Source organism: Vibrio crassostreae 9ZC13 (genome assembly GCF_000272045.2).
Taxonomy (GTDB): domain Bacteria; phylum Pseudomonadota; class Gammaproteobacteria; order Enterobacterales; family Vibrionaceae; genus Vibrio; species Vibrio crassostreae_C.
Genome location: NZ_AJYZ02000041.1, coordinates 728,105 through 742,920, shown reverse-complemented (window position 1 = coordinate 742,920; position 14,816 = coordinate 728,105). Strand labels below are relative to the sequence as shown.

Below are 14,816 nucleotides of genomic sequence, written 5' to 3'. Positions count from 1 at the left end.
GGCTGCCGCTTCTTTCTCTTTCGCTATGCGTTGCTTTTCCGCGAGTTCAGCGGCTTCTTTCTCTTTACGAGCTTTGTCTGCTGCCTCTTTCGCTGCTTTTTCTTTTGCCACGCGTTCTTGTTCAGCTTTTGCGATTGCCGCTTCTTTGGCTTTACGCTCGTTCTCGGCTTTCACTAACGCAGCTTCTTTTAGCTTACGGTCAGCTTCGGCTTTAGCGGCTTTCTTTTGCTCTTGCTGTAAACGCGCTTCTTCAGCTTTGCGTTGTTTCTCTTTCTCAACTCGACGCTTTTCAGCTTCACGAGTTGCTTTAGCTTCTTTCGCTTGCTGTTCTTTTAGCTTGCGAATATTTTCTTCTTCAGCTTTACGATTCTTTTCAAGTCGTTCGCTTTCACGTCTTAGTTTGTCAAGACGCTCTTGCTCTTTCTTGCTTGCCGCTTCTCTTTGTTGACGAATCTGTTGAGCTTGCTGGCGAACCAACTGAGGATCAATCACCACTGCTTGAACCATCTGCCCTGTAGGCTTTGGCTCTGACATCGTGAAATCCGCCCCCCAAATGAGCGCAACGAATAAAATGACGTGCAGCCCAAGAGAAATAAGAAGCGGTGATCTGAAATTATTGGATTTTTTATTATTCGCTTTCATGAATGCTACGGAGCTATTCCCTTATATCCGTTAAAAGGCCAACCTTTGGCACACCTGCACGGCTTAATTCATCAAGTAATAAAACCACTTCAGCGTATGGCGTTGCGGCATCACCGCCAACCGCCACTGGAGAATTCGGCTTCAAAGACAACTCAGCTTTTACTCGGACGATAATATCTTCCATGGATAAGCCACGTTGTACTTCTTCGTCATTCACGCTCAAACCAAGCTCACCGTCTTTGTTCACTTCAACGATAATAAAGCTCGCGTTGTCGTCACCCAATAGGTCTTGTGCAGACTTAGCCGTTGAAGCCTGAGGCAATTCAACGTCGACACCTTGAGTAACAAACGGCGAAGTCACCATAAAAATGATCAGCAAAACAAGCATAACGTCGATGTAAGGTACAACGTTAATCTCTGCTGTCATTTTGCGTTTTTTAGGTTGGTATCCAGCCATCTATTATTCCCTGCCAGCCATCGCTTGACGGTGAAGAATACTGTGAAACTCTTCAGAGAAAGTCGCGTAGTTGTGTTCTAGCTTGCCTACTCGGCTGCTGAAGCGGTTGTACGCCATTACCGCTGGAATCGCAGCGAATAGACCCATTGCTGTTGCGATCAGTGCTTCTGCAATACCAGGAGCAACCATTGCGAGCGTCGCTTGCTTCACTTCACCTAATGCGATGAATGAGTGCATGATGCCCCAAACCGTACCAAATAGGCCGATGTATGGGCTGATAGAGCCAACGGTCGCCAAGAAAGGTAAGTTAGTTTCTAGTTCATCAATCTCACGAGCAACGGCAACGCGCATCGCACGGCCAGTGCCTTCCATAATGAAGTCAGGTGATGTTGCATTCGATTTACGAAGGCGAGCGAACTCAGTAAAGCCTGCGTAGAAAATTTCTTCAGTACCAGAAAGCTCGTCTTTGCGTTTGTTGCTCTCTTGGTACAGTTTTGCAAGATCAACGCCTGACCAAAATTTGTCTTCAAACACTTCTGTTTGTTTAGAAGCTTGAGATAACACTTTACTTCTTTTTATGATCATCGCCCAAGAAACAACAGACATGCCCATAAGAGTCAGCATGACCATCTTAACTAGTAAACTAGCTTCTAAAATTAGGCCTAAGATTGAGATTTCAGCAGTCACTATTCGTTAGCTCCGTGAGAATAAATGTTGGCATTGCTTTGGGTTTCATTTTTTGATTATCGATACATGCTACCTTAACCATTGCTTTACACAATGCCTTGCCATCAGGATTTACGATCTCTTGACAGAAGACCAAGGTAGCTCGCTTCAACTCGTAAATATTTGTAATGACTTGTAAAGAATCATCAAGACGCGCGCCTTGAATAAAATCAATGTCCATATGTCGGACTACAAAACCGATGTTTTGTTCTAACAATACTTGCTGAGAAACGCCAATTGAGCGCAACATCTCAGTTCGAGCGCGTTCGAAAAACTTAAGATAGTTTGAATGGTATACAACGCCACCCGCATCGGTGTCTTCGTAATACACAGTCACTGGCCACGTAAATAGCTTAGATAATCCCTGCAATTTGCTACCACAATCCAAAACGATAAAGATCTCACTATAACCTAACTCCTTATCATTAATAGTATATCGCTGTGAATTTTTTGATTTGAGAGACGAAAAAAAAGGCCATCTGTATAAGATGACCTCTTTTTGGCTAAAAACCCAACAAGTATAAAGGCTCACGTTGTTATGAACCTAAATCCTTTGCCTTTTATAGAAGGCGCAGCACCGTTAGGTAGAGCAAAATTGTGAGTGAAACATATGGGCTAAACAGTAGCTGCCACATCCAAGCTCTTGGCTTAAATCCGATACCGTAAACCATGCTTGAGCATACTGCCCAAATAAACATTGGTCCGATGATCGCGTTAAAGCCACCGATGCTTGTCGCATACGCTTCAGGATCCCACATCACTAAACCCACATGCATGAAACCCAATACTAGGGCTAAGGCTCTAAGCAGAGTCTTATCCATTGGTTGATGCAGCTTAGCGATTTGCTCTGCGAGATTACTCACTGTCTTTGTCCATCATTTCTGAATGCTCTAGCCATAGAGCATTGATGATGCCGAATGCACATGCTAGAAGTACACCCAAAATCCATGCGAAATACCACATAAAATTTCTCCTAAGTTATTTAACTTCTAGCTTAGTAAGCTGAAACGTCGTTATCTTCGATGTGTTTCTTATCTAGACGACCGAACATTTTGTAGTATGTCCAAGTTGTGTAGCCAAGAATCACAGGAACCATTACCGCCGCAACGACAGTCATAAGACCAAGCGTTAGCTCACTCGCTGTTGAATCCCACATAGTCAAGCTTTGGTTAGGGTTCAGGCTTGATGGCATTACGAATGGGAACATTGCAAAACCAGCCGTTAGAATAACACCAGCGTTCGATAGGCTTGAGAACAAGAATGCGAAACCACCACGCTCAAAGCGAGATGCAATCACAGCAAGCAGTGGCATTGCTACACCAAGGATCGGCGCAGCCCACATTGCTGGATAAGTTTCGAAGTTTGTCATCCAAGCACCCACTTGAAGTGATACTTCTTTGTTTAGTGGGTTTGAGTCAGCAAACGTATCGATAGTGCTCGTAATTACATAGCCTTCGATAGATTGAACCCAGAAACCACCAATAACGAATAGAGCAATAGCAATTAGGCCAGTGATCTGAGCAACGTTACGAGCACGAGCGTGCAGCGCTTCTGTTGTCTTCATTTGAAGCCATGTTGCACCTTGCATCACGAACAACATCAGAGCCAACACACCACAAAGCAATGCAAATGGGTTAAGCAGAGCGAAGAACGTACCATGGTACTTAGACATCATAAATTCGTTCAGTTCAAATGGAACACCTTGTAGTAGGTTACCAAATGCCACACCGAAAATGATTGGTGGTACTGCGCCACTAAAGCAAAGTGCGTAGTCCCAAGTTTTGCGCCATTTTGGATCTTCGATCTTTGAACGGTAGTCAAGAGCAAGTGGACGTAACCAAAGTGCAGCTAGCGTTACGTACATTGCGAAGTAAAAACCAGAGAAAGACGTCGCGTAAACCAGTGGCCATGCAGCAAACAATGCACCACCCGCAGTGATAAGCCAAACTTGGTTACCATCCCAGTGAGGGGCAATCGTGTTTAGCATAATACGACGTTCAGTGTCGCTCTTACCGATAACAGGTGACAGAGCGGCAACACCCATATCAAAGCCATCAGTTACGGCGAAACCAACCAGTAGAACACCGATCAATACCCACCAAATAAGTCGTAAGCTTTCGTAATCAAACATAATATTCCCTCACTTATACTTCAACTGAACGGCTAACTTTGTCTTCAACAGAGTTATCGTTTTGTTCGAAGTGGTAACGGCCTGTCTTCAAGCTACTTGGACCTTTACGTGCGAATTTCAGCATTAGGTAAACTTCAGCAATCAAGAACACTGTGTAAAGTGCCAGGATAGCGAATAGAGAAGTCCAAAGCTGTTCAATAGTTAGTGCTGATGCAGCAACGTTAACCGGTAGGATTTCACCAACCGCCCATGGTTGACGACCAAACTCAGCAACGAACCAACCTGCTTCAATCGCAATCCAAGGAAGTGGGATTGAGAATAGCGCAGCTTTAAGTACCCATGGTTTCTGTTCGATTTTCTGACGACACGTTTGAACAAACGCAGCACCGAATACAAACAGCATGATGAAGCCACAAGCAACCATCAGACGGAATGACCAGAATAGAGGCCAAACTGTTGGGATAGAATCATCCGCAGCCATTTGGATTTGGTCTTCAGTTGCATCAACAACGTCGTCTGTGTAGCGCTTAAGAAGCAAGCCGTAACCTAGGTCACCTTTCACTTCGTCGAACGCAGCCATGTTTTCTTCAGACTTATCGCCTGCACGTAGCTTTTCAAGCAGCTCGTACGCGTACATACCAGTACGGATACGATCAACGTGGTCATCACGTAGGTCACGTAGGCCCGTTACTTCAGTATCAAGCGAACGCGTTGCGATGATACCCATTACGTAAGGAATTTTAATTGCGTAGTCAGTATTCATTGTCTCTTGGTTCGGAATACCAAAAACAGTAAATGCTGCTGGTGCTTCTTCAGTGTGCCATTCCGCTTCTACAGCAGCGAGCTTCACTTTTTGAACTTCACCAAGCTCGTAACCAGATTCATCACCTAGTACGATTACTGACAAGATCGCCGCCATACCGAAAGACGCTGCAATCGCGAAAGAACGACGAGCAAAGGCAAGGTCACGACCTTTAAGAATGTAGTATGAGCTGATACCAAGGATGAACATTGCACCCGTTGTGTAACCAGACGCTACTGTGTGTACGAATTTAACTTGTGCTACTGGGTTTAGTACAACTTCAGCGAAGCTCACCATTTCCATACGCATAGTTTCAAAGTTAAATTCCGCACCCACTGGGTTTTGCATCCAGCCGTTTGCTACCAAGATCCAAAGCGCAGAGAAGTTAGAGCCAAGTGCTACTAACCAAGTTACCGCTAAGTGCTGACGCTTTGACAGTCTGTCCCAACCGAAGAAGAATAGGCCAACAAAAGTAGACTCTAGGAAGAATGCAACAAGCGCTTCGATAGCTAGCGGAGCACCAAAAATGTCGCCAACATAGTGAGAATAGTAAGACCAGTTAGTACCAAACTGGAACTCCATGGTTAAGCCTGTCGCTACACCAAGAGCAAAGTTAATACCAAACAATTTACCCCAGAACTTGGTCATGTCCTTGTAAATTTGCTTGCCAGTCATTACATAAACTGACTCCATAATGGCAAGTAGAAATGCCATACCTAAAGTCAGTGGAACAAATAGGAAGTGATACATCGCTGTAAATGCAAACTGCAATCGCGACAGATCAACAACATCAATCATGGTAACTCCTTTGTGTCGGCTGAATGACACTTGTGTGATTATTCACCGCAAAAATCCATGTTAAAACAATTTATGTAATTGTTATTACAAGTTGAAATTTGTAGCAAAAACGTACCGTTATAGTTAGATTATTGTTAAGCATGAGCTAATATAGCTGGCGCTAATATTACTGGTAAAATCAGTATGTTTCAAAAGGTTTATGGGAGAACCCTGCGTTGATTTGTATCAAATTTATTCGAGCAAATTAGAGTTATTTTTGTACAATTATGATTAAAATCACACCAATTATGCTTATCTTAATAACAGCGCATGATATCTGTGACAAATGCTCAGCACCGCCTCAACATCCGAATTACAACTACCTATAAAGTATTAACAAAAAATATGACAACTTATTTCATTTCCTGTTATCTAAATCAAACCTGAAATCAAAGTTTCCATTTTTGAAGCTCCCTTTTCGATCTTTTTATCGACTCGCTCAAAGAGTTGTTATTCAGTAAAAAGCAAAAAAACCCAGCGCTTATGCAACTGGGATCTTTAAAAATGAATAATTTAACGATTGGAGGGTTTATCTATTCCAAAGTGTAAATACGCTCTGTCGGTCGCGATTCGACCTCTTGGCGTCCTTTGTAGGTAACCTTGTTGAATCAAGTAAGGTTCTAACACATCTTCAATAGTGTCTCTCTCTTCACCAATCGCGGCAGCCATGTTGTCGATACCTACCGGACCACCACCAAACTTCTCCATAATCGCCAGCAGAAGCTTTCTATCCATATAGTCAAAACCTTTGGCATCGACATCCAACATGTTTAGCGCTTTGTCAGCAACCTCCGGACAAATATGCCCGTCGCCTTTTACTTCCGCATAATCACGAACACGGCGCAGTAGACGGTTAGCAATACGTGGCGTACCACGAGCTCGGCGAGCAACTTCTAGCGCCCCTTCGGACTCCATAGAAAGACCAAGGCAATCTGCACTGCGCTGAACGATGTTTTGTAGATCTTCAACCTTGTAGTACTCAAGACGCTGAGTAATACCAAAACGGTCACGTAACGGCGATGTCAGTGAGCCAGCACGAGTGGTTGCGCCAATCAAAGTAAAAGGAGGAAGGTCAATCTTGATAGAGCGTGCCGCTGGGCCTTCACCAATCATGATATCTAATTGGTAGTCTTCCATTGCAGGGTACAACACCTCTTCAACCACAGGGCTTAAACGGTGAATCTCATCAATGAACAGGACATCATTTTCTTCGAGATTGGTCAGTAACGCCGCTAGGTCGCCTGCTTTTTCTAGAACAGGGCCTGAAGTCGTACGAATGTTGACATCCATCTCATTGGCAACAATGTTCGCCAACGTGGTTTTACCCAAGCCTGGAGGGCCAAATATCAACAGATGGTCGAGCGCCTCGTTACGCAGTTGTGCCGCTTTGATGAAAATCTCCATCTGGCCACGAACGTGATCCTGACCTTGATAGTCAGCCAGTGCTTTAGGGCGTATTGCACGATCAATGACATCTTCATCTTTGAATACTGGGTTATCCGGTGCAATAAGGCGATCGGCTTCAATCATAAATTCTGCTATTCCTAACTATGCTCTTGTTGACTCTGCGCCTCTTGACTCTGTGTAAAGGCAAAGTGAATGAGTCTATTTTGTCGAACAAGTATATTGGGTATTAAACCATCGATTTCAGAGCTTCGCGAATCAACTGTTCGCTGGTCATGCCATCTTTAGCCACTTGAGAAACCACCTTGGAAGCTTGAGTCGGCTTGTAGCCTAATGCAAGTAGCGCACTTACCGCTTCTTCTTCCGCGTCGTGAACGGTTGGCATAGAATCAATCGGAGCTGCATCTGTCGCTGGAGTAAACAAGTCACCCGCGCCCCACCCTTTCAGGCGGTCTTTCATTTCAACAACCAGACGTTCAGCGGTTTTCTTACCCACACCCGGAAGTTTAACCAGCGTCGAGATGTCTTCACGTTCAACACTTTGAACAAACTGGCTAGCCGTCATGCCTGAAAGAATGCCAAGGCCTAGCTTAGGGCCCACACCGTTCGCTTTGATCACTTCACGGAACAGCGCACGCTCTTTAACCGTGTTAAAACCATAAAGTAGCTGCGCATCTTCACGTACAACAAAGTGCGTGTAGATGATTGCCTCTTCGCCCACGTTTGGTAATTCGTAAAAACAGCTCATTGGCATTTGAACTTCATAGCCAACGCCACTCACTTCGATTAGTAATTCTGGTGGCTGTTTTTCTATTAATGTACCGCGTAGACGTCCGATCACAATTCACTCTCTTGATGGAATATAATTTGAGGGACAGAATATAAAAGAACTGGATGCTTATCCAGTTCTTTGTGTTTATTAAGATGATTTATTTAAGCTTGCTTAGCTTAAGAAACCGAATGATTCTGTCTTCAGAAACGCCATAGCCTATGGTTATCGGTAACGCCCTTTTCTTGCTCCTGTCGCTTTACCAGCAAGAGCTACCAAGGTTTTATTGGTGTTGGCGTGAGTGATCGCTACGCCTAGAGCATCGGCAGCATCGGCCTGTGGTTTAGCGGGTAACTTAAGCATGCTCATCACCATGTTCTGAACCATAGACTTGTCCGCACCACCATTACCCGTCACCGCTTGCTTAATTAAACGAGCCGCGTATTCATGAACAGGCAAATCCGCATTTACAGCCGCTACGATCGCGCTGCCCCTAGCTTGCCCAAGCTTAAGCGCTGAGTCTGCATTCTTAGCCATGAAGACCTGCTCTATCGCAAACACATCCGGTTGGAACTGAGTAATAATTTCGCTCACACCGGCGTAGATTTGTTTGAGTCGGCCCGGCAACTCTTTTTCTGAGGTGCGAATGCAACCACTCCCTAAGTAATATAGGTGGCGGCCATTTTGACGAATAACACCGTAACCGGTAATGCGTGAGCCAGGGTCAATCCCTAAGATAATAGACATAACTTCAAATACTGATTATTTATACATGCTTTATGAGCTTAGTATATCGAACGCAAAAAAAAATGCCCGTCAAATTAACGGGCATTCTCTAATTTACTGGCAAGTCTTGGCTAATTAATTGAGAGCTCTCTATCAACTAGGATCTCTTCATCAACAAGAAAAGATAACAGGCTTACGCTTGCTCTTTTTTCTCTGCCAATTTAACTGCGATTGCTAGCTCTTCCAGTGATGCTGGGTTCGCTAGGCTTGGCGCGTCTGTCAGTAGACATGCTGCAGCTGTTGTTTTCGGAAATGCGATAACGTCACGGATGTTCTCAGTACCACAAAGCAGCATTGCTAGACGGTCAAGACCGAATGCTAGACCAGCGTGCGGTGGCGTGCCGTACTTAAGCGCTTCAAGTAGGAAGCCGAACTTCTCTTGTTGCTCTTGTGCTTCGATACCTAGGATACCAAATACCGCTGTTTGCATTTCTGCGTTGTGGATACGTACAGAACCGCCGCCTACTTCGTAGCCGTTGATTACCATGTCGTATGCATCAGAATTTGCTGCTGCTGGGTTCGCTTTTAGCTCTTCCGCGTTCACACCTAGTGGTGATGTGAATGGGTGGTGCATTGCGTGTAGGTTACCTTCGCCGTCTTCTTCGAACATTGGGAAGTCAACAACCCACAGTGGAGCCCATGCAGATGTGTCTGTTAGCTCTAGATCCGTACCTAGTTTAAGACGAAGTGCGCCCATTGCTTCAGCAACGATGCCCGCTTTGTCTGCGCCGAACAGAATGATATCGCCAGATTCAGCTTGAGTACGATCTAGAATACCGTTGATTACGTCTTCGCTTAGGAATTTAGCAACTGGAGATTGAATACCTTCCATGCCTGCAGCACGGTCGTTAACCTTCATCCAAGCTAGGCCTTTCGCGCCGTAGATGTTTACGTGTTCAGCGTAGCCGTCGATTTGCTTACGAGTTAGCTTAGCACCACCTGGAACACGGATAACTGCTACGCGACCTTTTTCGTCGTTAGCTGGGCCAGAGAATACCTTGAATTCAACATCTTTAACCAAGTCAGCAACGTCCACTAGCTCTAGTGGGTTACGTAGATCTGGCTTATCAGAACCGAAACGACGAATCGCTTCAGAGAAAGGCATTACTGGGAATTGACCTAGTTCAACATCTAGAAGTTCTTTCCACATATCGTGAACAAGCTTCTCAGTCACGTTACGTACTTCTTGAGAAGTCATGAAAGATGTTTCGATATCGATTTGAGTAAATTCAGGCTGACGGTCAGCACGTAAATCTTCATCACGGAAACATTTAACGATTTGGTAGTAACGGTCAAAACCAGACATCATCAGCAGTTGCTTGAAAAGCTGAGGAGATTGAGGAAGTGCGTAGAAGCTACCTTTGTGAACACGGCTTGGTACTAGGTAGTCACGAGCACCTTCTGGTGTCGCTTTCGTTAGTACTGGCGTTTCGATGTCTAGGAATAAGTTCTCATCTAGGAAACGACGAACGAAGCTAGAAGCACGTGCACGAAGCTTAATACGGTCGCTCATTTCTGGACGACGAAGATCGATGTAACGGTACTTAAGACGCTGCTCTTCAGAGTTCGTTTGGTTGAAGTCTAGTGGAAGCGCTTCTGAACGGTTAATGATCTCTAGACCCGTCGCGTAAAGTTCTACTTCACCAGTAGCCATGTCTTTATTTACTTGGCTATCCGGACGAACTCGTACTTCACCAGTAAACTTGATACAGAATTCATTACGCAGTTGGTTAGCGATCGGGAAGATATCTTTCATATCTGGATCGACAACAACCTGAACGATGCCTTCACGATCACGCATATCAATAAAGATAAGACCGCCTAAATCACGGCGACGGTTTACCCAGCCGCACAATTCTACAGTTTGTCCCGCCAGGGACTTGTTCAGGTTACCACAGTAATGGGTACGCATAATGAATTTCCCAATCTCTTAATTATTTACTAATTTCCAAGCTGTCAGTGGTCATTCCACACAACAGAGCAAAGGAACATTTATACGCGGAAACTCGCTTAAAATCGACCTTCCACATTCGAATTTATTGTGTTTTATCTGGCTTTGCTGCTTTTTAGCCCATCAAGTGCGCAAAGATTCATCAAAACCGAAAAAATTGCGATAATTATATCTCGAAAGTACCTTAATCAGCAAAACTCTCGTAAAGTAGATTTTCGTTTCAACCCAAAAACTTTTTGTAATGACTGATGGCGTGATGGATAACGGTGTAATAGATGGATAACGGTGTAATAGATGGATAATCGTGTAATAACAACAGAAACTTTACCTCTAAGACTTGGATTAACTATGTGGTCTCATTCTGAGTGGCAAAGTCAGTTCTACGGTAAAGGCACCAAGCCTGCCGAACGCTTGGAAAAATACACCCAAGTTTTCCATACCGTTGAGGGCAACACCACCTTTTACGCTACGCCAAGTATGTCTACCGTTCACAATTGGAAAGCCGCCAGTCACGATGATTTCAAGTTCACCTTCAAATTGCCCAAATTCATCACCCACCAGCAACAACTGAGACACTGCCAAGCCGAACTCAAAGAGTTCTTGATGACGATGTCGCCACTGCATGACCGTATTGGTCAATGGACGATTCAGCTGCCGCACAGTTTTGAGCCCAGCATGCTGCCTGCCCTACAAAAGTTTTGCACCTTATTCCCAAAAGATATGCAGCTTGGCGTCGAAGTTCGACACTTAGGTTTCTTTGATAAGGGCGATGCGGAAAAACGCTTCAACCAATGGCTGGTTGAGGAAGGCATCAATCGCATCATTATGGACAGCCGCCCCGTTTTCTCTGCGCCACCCACCACAGAAGCGGTGATCGATGCGCATCAGAAAAAACCGCGTGTTCCTGTTCATGCAATTGCTACCGCCAATAACCCGATGATTCGATTTATTGGTCACCCAGACCAAGAACCTAATATTGAGTTTTTTAAGCCTTGGTTTGCCAAAATCCCAAACTGGCTTAATGAAGGCAAGCAGCCCTATTTAATGATCCACACCCCAGACAATAACCACGCACCTGAACTTGCGATTGCTATTTATAAGAGGCTACAAAAGCAAGTCTCTGAAAATACATCATTATTACTGCCCGAACTGGCTCAGTTTCCAGCTCAAAAAGGCAATCACCAAATCTCGATGTTTTAACCTCTCACTTGTAAGTAGCTTCGAACCTTGAGCTAAATCTCAGTTTTCGTGACAGTGGCGTTTTTTTTACGTAAAATACGCCCCCTTTTATTTGGTACGAATTTTGTGCCAATTACGCTGACTGTCGAGAGAAAATGCTATGAGCAACACAGACAATATCTTTTCCGCTCCTATTGATAAAATTGGAGACTTCACCTTTGATGCAAGGGTTGCTGAAGTATTTCCGGATATGATTCAACGTTCGGTGCCTGGCTATAGCAATATCATCTCTGCAATCGGCATGCTGGCTGAGCGCTTTGTAAAGCCACACTCAAATATTTACGACCTTGGCTGCTCGCTTGGTGCTGCGACACTTTCTATGCGTCGTCACATTCAGCAAGAAGGCTGCACGATTTTCGCGATCGATAATTCAGAAGCCATGGTTGAGCGCTGCAAATTGCACGTTAATGCTTACCGCAGTGACACACCGGTAGAAGTGATTGAAGCCGACATCCGTGAAGTGGAAATCAAAGACGCTTCTGTTGTGGTGCTTAACTTTACGCTGCAATTTCTTTCTCCAGACGATCGATACGCTCTGCTTGAGAAAATTCATGCTGGCTTGCGCCCAGGCGGGATCTTAATCCTGTCAGAAAAATACGTATTCGAAGATGAAAGCTCAAATGAACTGCTTATCGACCTGCACCATGATTTCAAACGTGCTAACGGGTACAGCGAGCTAGAAGTAAGTCAGAAACGTAGCGCAATTGAAAACGTGATGCGCCCGGATTCGATCCCTGTTCACAGAGAGCGATTTGATAAGATTGGCTTCTCAAGCAGCGAAGTCTGGTTCCAATGTTTCAACTTTGGTTCAATGTTCGCGATAAAGTAAACATTTTAGATTACGTAACCGTCGCGACACCGTTAGCACGTACTAAAATGTCATCCTCAAGAGCGAGGAACAAACGAATTGGGGATCTCTATCAAGTACGACAAACCGAGATTCCCTATCATGTTCGTCCCTCACTGTAGGGAATGACAAATTTAATTTTTATTTTAGGGTTTATTGACCCTATTAACTCAGTGAAAAACTATGTTTAATTTTGCCAATTTTTATCAACTCATTGCCCAAGACACTCGCCTACAACCGTGGCTAAATGTTCTTCCTCAACAGCTGACGGATTGGCAAAATGCAGAGCACGGTGACTTCGACCGCTGGTTACGTGCATTGAACAAGATTCCACAAGGTGTGCCTGACCAAGTTGATCTGAAAAACTCAGTGACCATTGGCAGCTCTACACCGTTCCACACGGGTGAACTTAAAAAGTTAGAAAGCTTGCTAAAGACTTTCCACCCTTGGAGAAAAGGTCCTTACACGGTTCACGACATTCATATCGATACAGAATGGCGCAGTGACTGGAAATGGGATCGTGTGCTTCCACATATCTCACCACTTAAAAACCGTTCTGTGCTCGATGTAGGTTGTGGCAATGGTTACCACATGTGGCGCATGCTGGGTGAAGGTGCTCGCTTAACGGTTGGTATCGATCCTTCCCACCTATTCTTGGTTCAGTTTGAAGCAATTCGTAAGTTGATGGGCGATGACCAACGAGCTCACCTATTACCTCTAGGTATTGAGCAGCTCCCAAAGCTAGAAGCCTACGACACGGTATTCAGCATGGGCGTGCTTTACCATCGTCGTTCACCACTGGACCACTTGATTCAACTGAAAGACCAATTGGTGTCTGGCGGTGAACTGGTTCTTGAAACCTTGGTGATTGAAGGCGATGAGAACGCAGTATTAGTTCCGGTTGACCGTTACGCGCAAATGAGAAACGTCTACTTCTTCCCTTCAGCTCGCGCACTGAAACGCTGGCTAGAACAAGTTGGTTTTGAAGACGTACGAATCGTTGACGAAAATGTCACGACAATTGGTGAACAACGCACCACAGAATGGATGACACACAACTCTCTTCCAGATTACCTCGATCCGAACGATCCAAGTAAAACGGTTGAAGGTCACCCTGCACCGAGACGTGCGATTCTGGTAGCAACAAAGCCATAGATTTACTGCCCACAAAGCAGTGGCATATTGAGTAAATTAAGCACAAGCCTATTAAGGCAGCAAAACAATTGCTTGCATGGTCAAAAAGCCACTGTTAATTTCGCGGTGAACCTTGCTTCCTTAGCTTAAGAATTGAACAAAAATTGACTTGTGTTTAATAAGTGAGCTATTCCAAATAGCAATAATTGGCGTAGCGCTCACATTGCGATTCAATATGACCAGACTCTTACAATAGGATGCTTCACGCATCCTTTTTTGTGGGCTAAACTTCTAAATAGTCTGAACTATTCTCTAATTCTCAAAGGTTTTTTTATGTTTAAGCGATTATCGCCTATTGTGGCGGTTGGTTTGCTCTCTGGTTGTACTCTTACAAATGGTGCTACCTACCACCAAGAAACTCTCGACGCTATTTCCCGCTCAGAGACAAACATCGCAAATAAGGTTCAAAATCTTGAACTGCAACTAAGCAATCAAAGTGACTATATCGAAAGCTTAGAAGACGAAATTACTACCCTTTCTAGTCAATTAGATACCCATCTAACGAGCATGGAACACAAGGTTATTGAAGAGCTAGAGGAAGAGGAACCGGTCGCTATTGCCGTTGCTCCTATCGCTCCTATATCACAACCGACTATCCTTGGCGGCATCGAAAAAGTGTTTATCGACTCTATCAAGCAAAGCTTTGATGCTCGTGTTGATACAGGTGCAACCACCTCTTCTTTAAACGCTGTCGATATCAAAGAATTCGAACGTAACGGCAAGAACTGGGTTAAATTTCACCTAGACGACAAAGCCCAAGCTAAAGAAGACCAGAAATGGATTGAAGCGCCTGTTGTACGTTATGTAAAAATCCGTCAATCAACCAATGATCAAGCAGAACGTCGAGCTGTGATCGAATTATGGGTGAAAGTTGGAAAAATCCATGAAAAAGCGCAATTTACATTGGCGGATCGCTCTCAAATGAGTCACCCTGTGTTACTAGGGCGCGAATTTATCAAAGACATAGCGCTAGTAGATGTAAGTAAAAAGTACGTACAAACGGAAGTTAAATAACAATAGTAGGGTAAGCT

The 14,816-nt window shown here is 44.5% G+C and carries 16 protein-coding genes; 4 read left to right on the top strand and 12 right to left on the bottom strand.

The features are described 5' to 3' along the window. The 12 genes from tolA to aspS all read right to left on the bottom strand — a co-directional run. A partial coding sequence (gene tolA, locus A136_RS17770; RefSeq protein WP_017063516.1) for a cell envelope integrity protein TolA occupies positions 1–642 on the bottom strand: 642 nt, incomplete at its 3' end. A gap of 13 nt (positions 643–655) precedes the next feature. Beyond that, complete coding sequence (gene tolR, locus A136_RS17765) at positions 656–1,099, bottom strand: protein TolR (protein WP_017062072.1); 444 nt, start codon at positions 1,097–1,099, stop codon at positions 656–658. 3 nt (positions 1,100–1,102) lie between these two features. Beyond that, positions 1,103–1,786 (bottom strand): protein TolQ, encoded by a 684-nt coding sequence (tolQ, locus tag A136_RS17760; RefSeq protein WP_017063515.1) that lies wholly within the window; start codon positions 1,784–1,786, stop codon positions 1,103–1,105. Further along, positions 1,776–2,213 carry a tol-pal system-associated acyl-CoA thioesterase gene (gene ybgC, locus A136_RS17755; RefSeq protein WP_017062074.1) on the bottom strand — a complete coding sequence of 146 codons (438 nt, stop codon included), beginning with the start codon at positions 2,211–2,213 and terminating at the stop codon, positions 1,776–1,778. The genes tolQ and ybgC overlap by 11 nt, the downstream gene beginning before the upstream one ends. A gap of 172 nt (positions 2,214–2,385) precedes the next feature. Further along, on the bottom strand, positions 2,386–2,688 hold the full coding sequence (gene ybgE, locus A136_RS17750) for a cyd operon protein YbgE (RefSeq protein ID WP_017062075.1): 303 nt from the start codon (positions 2,686–2,688) through the stop codon (positions 2,386–2,388). Then, positions 2,681–2,788 (bottom strand): cytochrome bd-I oxidase subunit CydX, encoded by a 108-nt coding sequence (gene cydX, locus A136_RS17745; protein ID WP_000270284.1) that lies wholly within the window; start codon positions 2,786–2,788, stop codon positions 2,681–2,683. Before cydX ends, ybgE begins: the two co-directional genes overlap by 8 nt. 31 nt (positions 2,789–2,819) lie before the next feature. Next, positions 2,820–3,956: a cytochrome d ubiquinol oxidase subunit II gene (cydB, locus tag A136_RS17740; protein WP_017062076.1), complete on the bottom strand. Its 1,137-nt coding sequence runs from the start codon at positions 3,954–3,956 to the stop codon at positions 2,820–2,822. Positions 3,957–3,969: 13 nt separating this feature from the next. After that, on the bottom strand, positions 3,970–5,556 hold the full coding sequence (gene cydA, locus A136_RS17735; protein ID WP_017062077.1) for a cytochrome ubiquinol oxidase subunit I: 1,587 nt from the start codon (positions 5,554–5,556) through the stop codon (positions 3,970–3,972). 552 nt (positions 5,557–6,108) lie between these two features. Continuing rightward, positions 6,109–7,125, bottom strand: a complete 1,017-nt coding sequence (gene ruvB, locus A136_RS17730; RefSeq protein WP_017062078.1) for a Holliday junction branch migration DNA helicase RuvB — start codon at positions 7,123–7,125, stop codon at positions 6,109–6,111. 103 nt (positions 7,126–7,228) lie between these two features. After that, positions 7,229–7,840 carry a Holliday junction branch migration protein RuvA gene (gene ruvA, locus A136_RS17725; protein ID WP_017062079.1) on the bottom strand — a complete coding sequence of 204 codons (612 nt, stop codon included), beginning with the start codon at positions 7,838–7,840 and terminating at the stop codon, positions 7,229–7,231. Between the two features lie 153 nt (positions 7,841–7,993). Next, complete coding sequence (ruvC, locus tag A136_RS17720; RefSeq protein WP_004736470.1) at positions 7,994–8,515, bottom strand: crossover junction endodeoxyribonuclease RuvC; 522 nt, start codon at positions 8,513–8,515, stop codon at positions 7,994–7,996. A 172-nt stretch (positions 8,516–8,687) separates the two neighbouring features. Next, on the bottom strand, positions 8,688–10,466 hold the full coding sequence (gene aspS / locus A136_RS17715; RefSeq protein ID WP_017062081.1) for an aspartate--tRNA ligase: 1,779 nt from the start codon (positions 10,464–10,466) through the stop codon (positions 8,688–8,690). Between the two features lie 333 nt (positions 10,467–10,799). Between aspS and A136_RS17710 the strand changes: the two genes are divergently transcribed. From A136_RS17710 to A136_RS17695, 4 genes are all read left to right on the top strand, one after another. Continuing rightward, a complete protein-coding gene (locus tag A136_RS17710; RefSeq protein WP_029235140.1) occupies positions 10,800–11,705 on the top strand; it encodes a DUF72 domain-containing protein in 906 nt (301 codons plus the stop codon). A 139-nt stretch (positions 11,706–11,844) separates the two neighbouring features. Next, on the top strand, positions 11,845–12,573 hold the full coding sequence (cmoA, locus tag A136_RS17705) for a carboxy-S-adenosyl-L-methionine synthase CmoA (protein WP_017062083.1): 729 nt from the start codon (positions 11,845–11,847) through the stop codon (positions 12,571–12,573). Positions 12,574–12,774: 201 nt separating this feature from the next. After that, positions 12,775–13,746 (top strand): tRNA 5-methoxyuridine(34)/uridine 5-oxyacetic acid(34) synthase CmoB, encoded by a 972-nt coding sequence (cmoB, locus tag A136_RS17700; RefSeq protein WP_009846365.1) that lies wholly within the window; start codon positions 12,775–12,777, stop codon positions 13,744–13,746. A gap of 312 nt (positions 13,747–14,058) precedes the next feature. Then, positions 14,059–14,799 (top strand): ATP-dependent zinc protease family protein, encoded by a 741-nt coding sequence (locus A136_RS17695; protein WP_017062085.1) that lies wholly within the window; start codon positions 14,059–14,061, stop codon positions 14,797–14,799. Positions 14,800–14,816: the final 17 nt, after the last annotated feature.

Excerpts from the sequence above, each read along its gene's own strand:
- tolR (WP_017062072.1), bottom strand. The coding sequence starts at position 1,099 with ATGGCTGGATACCAACCTAAAAAACGCAAAATGACAGCAGAGATTAAC.
- cydX (WP_000270284.1), bottom strand. The coding sequence starts at position 2,788 with ATGTGGTATTTCGCATGGATTTTGGGTGTACTTCTAGCATGTGCATTC.
- cydB (WP_017062076.1), bottom strand. The coding sequence starts at position 3,956 with ATGTTTGATTACGAAAGCTTACGACTTATTTGGTGGGTATTGATCGGT.
- cydA (WP_017062077.1), bottom strand. The coding sequence starts at position 5,556 with ATGATTGATGTTGTTGATCTGTCGCGATTGCAGTTTGCATTTACAGCG.
- ruvB (WP_017062078.1), bottom strand. The coding sequence starts at position 7,125 with ATGATTGAAGCCGATCGCCTTATTGCACCGGATAACCCAGTATTCAAA.
- ruvC (WP_004736470.1), bottom strand. The coding sequence starts at position 8,515 with ATGTCTATTATCTTAGGGATTGACCCTGGCTCACGCATTACCGGTTAC.
- aspS (WP_017062081.1), bottom strand. The coding sequence starts at position 10,466 with ATGCGTACCCATTACTGTGGTAACCTGAACAAGTCCCTGGCGGGACAA.
- A136_RS17710 (WP_029235140.1), top strand. The coding sequence starts at position 10,800 with ATGGATAATCGTGTAATAACAACAGAAACTTTACCTCTAAGACTTGGA.
- cmoA (WP_017062083.1), top strand. The coding sequence starts at position 11,845 with ATGAGCAACACAGACAATATCTTTTCCGCTCCTATTGATAAAATTGGA.
- cmoB (WP_009846365.1), top strand. The coding sequence starts at position 12,775 with ATGTTTAATTTTGCCAATTTTTATCAACTCATTGCCCAAGACACTCGC.
- A136_RS17695 (WP_017062085.1), top strand. The coding sequence starts at position 14,059 with ATGTTTAAGCGATTATCGCCTATTGTGGCGGTTGGTTTGCTCTCTGGT.